The sequence below is a fragment of the Guyparkeria sp. genome, assembly GCF_041687595.1.
GTDB lineage: Bacteria > Pseudomonadota > Gammaproteobacteria > Halothiobacillales > Halothiobacillaceae > Guyparkeria.
Genome location: NZ_JAWLBP010000078.1, coordinates 1 through 4,445, shown reverse-complemented (window position 1 = coordinate 4,445; position 4,445 = coordinate 1). Strand labels below are relative to the sequence as shown.

Annotated in this window: 4 protein-coding genes and 1 pseudogene; all 5 read left to right on the top strand. The window is 65.9% G+C overall.

Translation table 11 applies throughout. From position 1 onward, the window contains the following. A pseudogene (locus tag ACESL5_RS09375) lies at nt 1–945 on the top strand (type II secretion system protein GspD); the annotation flags it as partial. Continuing rightward, entirely contained in the window at nt 946–2,502 is a 1,557-nt protein-coding gene (gene gspE, locus ACESL5_RS09370) for a type II secretion system ATPase GspE (protein ID WP_372592517.1), read from the top strand. Nucleotides 2,503–2,505: 3 nt separating this feature from the next. Continuing rightward, nucleotides 2,506–3,732: a type II secretion system inner membrane protein GspF gene (gspF, locus tag ACESL5_RS09365; protein WP_372592516.1), complete on the top strand. Its 1,227-nt coding sequence runs from the start codon at nt 2,506–2,508 to the stop codon at nt 3,730–3,732. 2 nt (nt 3,733–3,734) lie between these two features. Continuing rightward, nucleotides 3,735–4,205 (top strand): type II secretion system major pseudopilin GspG, encoded by a 471-nt coding sequence (gene gspG, locus ACESL5_RS09360; protein WP_372592515.1) that lies wholly within the window; start codon nt 3,735–3,737, stop codon nt 4,203–4,205. A 9-nt stretch (nt 4,206–4,214) separates the two neighbouring features. Further along, a partial coding sequence (locus ACESL5_RS09355) for a Tfp pilus assembly protein FimT/FimU (RefSeq protein ID WP_372592514.1) occupies nt 4,215–4,445 on the top strand: 231 nt, incomplete at its 3' end.

Genomic DNA, 4,445 nt, shown 5'->3' with positions numbered 1-4,445 from the left:
GACCAGCTCGACATCCGGCGAGCGCAAGTCCTGGTCGAAGCCGTCATCGCGGAGGTCTCGTCGGATCGCGTACAGGATCTCGGCGTGCAGTGGGGAGCCATCGGAAACAGCGTCGCCGGTGTCCTCAACTTTTCCGGGAGCGCGTCAGGCGGGATCCTCGACCTCGCCGCGGGCGTGGAGGCATTCCTTGACGGAGACGTGGCGTCTCCCCCGAGCTTCGGTGACGGCCTGACCGCCGGGGGCGTGGGAACGACCGGAAGCACCCAGATCGCCGCCCTGGTCAACATGCTGCAACGCGACAGCTCCACCAACATCCTGTCCACCCCCAGCCTCCTGACGCTGGACAACGAGGAAGCCGAGATCGTGGTGGGCCAGAACGTTCCGTTCGTCGTCGGACGCTCGATCGAGGATTCGGGCCAGGCCTTCGACACGATTCGTCGCGAGGATGTCGGGGTGAAACTTCGCGTGCGGCCTCAGATCAACCAGGGCAATGCCGTGCGCCTGGAGATCGAACAGGAGGTCTCGCAGCTGGCGCCGGGCACGACCGGAGCCGCTGACCTGATCACCAACACCCGGACACTGAAGACGCACGTCCTCATCGATGACGGCGACATGCTGGTGCTCGGCGGCCTGATCGAAGAACAGCAAACGGACAGCGAGTCGCGCCTGCCGGGGCTGGGCAGCGTGCCCGGGATCGGACGGCTCTTTCGGGCGGATCGCAACCAGACCGAAAAGCGGAATCTCATGGTGTTCCTGCATCCTCGCATCGTCCGGGACGGCGCCCGCGGCGCCGAGCTGACCAGCGAGAAATACAGTTTCATCCGTGGCGAGCAACTGCGCGAGCAGGTGCGCTCCAAGCGCCAAAGCAGCCCTACCCTGCCGGAATGGGAACGCCTGACCCAGCTTCCGCCCAGCTTCGACGATGTCCATGGTCATGGCAACTGAATGGACGAAGGTTCCCAGGCCATGAGCGCGGGGGCGACCCGGGAAAATGTGCCGGACGCCCCGAACGCCTACGGCGCGCCGGCAACCGACGCGTTGGCGGTGAGCTACACGTTCGCTCGCCGGGTCGGCGCCGTGCCGGGTGATGTCGTCGAGGGCAGGCGCCAGGTCTTTCTGCACCGCAACGCCGACCCGCAAGGGCTCCTGGAACTTCGCCGGCGCAGCCCCGAGCCGCTGACCCTGGAAACGGTCGATGAACAGACCTTTGAGCAGCGGTTGCGCGAGCGCTACGAATCCTCGAGCTCGCGGGCCATGCAATCGATGGAAGGGCTCGACGACAACCTCGACCTGTCCAGCGTCGCGGAATCCCTCGCCGAGCCGCAGGACCTTCTGGAGGCGGAAGATGACGCCCCGATCATCCGGCTCATCAATGCGCTGCTGACCGAGGCCGTGCGGGAAAACGCATCGGACATCCACATCGAACCCTTCGAGAGCCGACTTGCCGTCCGGCTGCGCGTGGACGGCGTCTTGCGCGAGGTACTCACCCCGCCTGCGGGGCTTGCGCCGCTCATCGTCTCGCGCATCAAGGTCATGGCACGGCTGGACATCGCCGAGAAGCGACTTCCGCAGGACGGACGCATCTCTCTCAAGGTCGCCGGACGCCCCGTGGACGTACGGGTTTCCACCCTGCCCTCGGGGCACGGTGAACGGGTGGTGTTGCGACTCCTGGACAAACGGGCCGGTCGCCTCGACCTCACCCACCTGGGCATGGAGCCGGAAACCCATGCCACACTCGAACGGATCGTCACCCGGCCGCACGGCATCGTGCTGGTCACCGGCCCCACCGGCTCGGGCAAGACGACGACGCTCTACGCGGCGCTGACCCGGCTCAACGACCGCAGCCGCAATATCCTGACCGTCGAGGACCCGATCGAGTACTACCTCGACGGCATCGGACAGACCCAGATCAACAGCCGCATCGACATGACCTTTGCCCGCGGCCTGCGTGCGATCCTCCGCCAGGACCCGGATGTCGTGATGGTCGGCGAGATCCGTGATGTCGATACCGTCCAGATCGCGGTCCAGGCGAGCCTGACCGGTCACCTGGTGTTTTCGACGCTGCACACCAACTCCGCGATCGGTGCCATCACGCGGCTGCGCGACATGGGCGTGGAACCCTTTCTTCTGTCCTCGACCCTGAACGGGATTCTCGCCCAGCGGCTGGTACGGGTCCTTTGCAAGCACTGCCGTGAACCTCACCCGGCATCGCCGCGGGAATGCGAGCTGCTGGGTGTCGCCTCCACCCCGCCTCCCACCATCTACCGTGCGCAAGGCTGCCCGGCCTGCAACGACCTCGGCTATCGGGGCCGGAGCGGCATCTATGAACTGGTGGAAGTGAACGAGCGCCTGCGCACGCTCATTCACGAGAATGCCAGCGAGCAGGCCATGGTCCGGGCCGCGCGCGAAAACAGCGTCAGCCTGCGCGCCGATGCCTGCCGCCGGGTTCTCGACGGCACGACCAGCCTCGAGGAAATGCTGCGCGTCACCGAGGAGGGCTAGGTCATGCCCGCCTTCGAATACCAGGCACTGGACGCCGCCGGCAAGACCCACAAGGGCGTGACCGAGGGGGACACGGCCCGGAGCGTCCGATCCCAGTTGCGCAGCGAAGGCCTGACCCCACTGGACCTGCACGAGATCGTCGAGTCCTCGGCGGCCACGCGGGGTAGCCGAACTTCCTCGGGACGCGTGGCCGGCGGCATCAGCGCGCTCGACCTCGCACTCGCGACGCGCCAGATGGCCACGCTGGCGCGCGCCGGACTGCCCGTGGAGGAGTGGCTGGCGACCGTCGCAAGACAGTCCGAAAAACCAAAGGTACGCAACATCCTGAGCGCCGTGCGCACCCGGGTCATGGAGGGGCACTCGCTGGCCCAGGCACTCGGCGGATTTCCGCGCGTGTTCCCCGAGATTTACCGCAGCACCATCGCCGCCGGCGAGGCCTCCGGGCATCTGCACCTGGTACTCGAACGCCTGGCCGAATACCTCGAGAATCGCCACGCGTTGCGGCAAAAGGTCATGCTCGCCCTGATCTATCCCGTCATCCTGACCCTGGTGGCACTCGGCGTGACGGTCGGCCTGGTCGTCTATGTCGTACCCGAAGTGGTACAGGTCTTCGATGGCCTGGACCAGCAGTTGCCCACACTGACGCGCTTGCTGATCAGCACCAGTGACCTCCTGCGGGCATACGGTCTGTACGCGCTGATCGCCCTGGGCGTGCTCGTGGCGCTGATGGCCCGCTGGCTGCGAAAACCGGGACCACGCATGCGTTTCGACCGGATGCTACTGCGCCTGCCTCTAGTCGGCCGCCTCGTGCGGGGGATCAACACCGCCCGCTTCGCGCGCACCCTCAGCATCCTGGCCGCCAGCGGGGTGCCCCTCCTCGAAGCGCTCCGAACCGGGGCAGAGGTCATCGGCAACCGTCCCATGCGCGCCGCGGTGGAGGAAGCCTCGCTGCGAATCCGCGAGGGCCGCAGCATTGGTCAGGCGCTGGAAGAGACGGGATACTTCCCGCCGGTGATCGTACACTTGATCCGAAGCGGCGAGTCCAGCGGGCGGCTCACCGAGATGCTGGAACGGGCCGCCGAGAACCAGGAACAGGAGGTCGAATCCCGCATCAACGTCAGCATGGGCCTTTTCGAACCCTTGCTGATCCTGACCATGGGCGGCGTCGTCCTGACGATCGTGCTCGCCATCCTGCTACCGATCTTCGAACTCAACCAGCTGGTGAACTGAACATGCAAGATACCCGCTCTGCCCACCCTGCGCGCAATGGATTCCGAGGTGTACGAGGGTTCACCCTGATCGAGATCATGGTGGTGGTTGTCATCCTCGGCATCCTCGCCGCCATCGTGGTCCCCCGCGTGATGGATCGCCCGGATGACGCCCGGATCACCAAGGTCAAACAGGACATCCGCACCCTTGAAAGCGCCCTGAATCTCTACCGCCTGGACAATTTCCGGTATCCGACCACCGACCAGGGATTGGAAGCGCTGGTGGAGCGCCCGAACAGCGGCCCGGAAGCCACGCAGTACCGCGAGGGAGGCTACATGGATCGCCTGCCGCAAGACCCCTGGGGGAACCCGTATCAGTATCTGAACCCCGGGCGACATGGCGACCTCGACATCTTCAGCTACGGCGCCGATGGGCGCCGCGGTGGTGACGGGATCGAGGGCGAAATCGGCAACTGGAACCTGGACGAATTCTAAAAGACACCGATGCCGAGCCTTCGCGCCCACCCCGCCGGCTTCACCCTGATCGAACTGCTGGTCGTGATGTTCATCATCGGCGTGGTTGCCAGCGTCGGCGTGCTGTCCATGAGCCAACTCGGCAGTCGAAGTCTCGAACAGACCGCGCGCCAGCTGGCCGGCCAGATCGAACTCGCCCGGGAGCACACCCTTCTGACTGGACAGGCGCTGTCCATCGGCATTGGCACGGAGGGCCTGGTG

Bases quoted from the DNA above. Each gene is read 5' to 3' on its own strand.
- gspE (WP_372592517.1), top strand. From the start codon at position 946: ATGGACGAAGGTTCCCAGGCCATGAGCGCGGGGGCGACCCGGGAAAAT.
- gspF (WP_372592516.1), top strand. From the start codon at position 2,506: ATGCCCGCCTTCGAATACCAGGCACTGGACGCCGCCGGCAAGACCCAC.
- gspG (WP_372592515.1), top strand. From the start codon at position 3,735: ATGCAAGATACCCGCTCTGCCCACCCTGCGCGCAATGGATTCCGAGGT.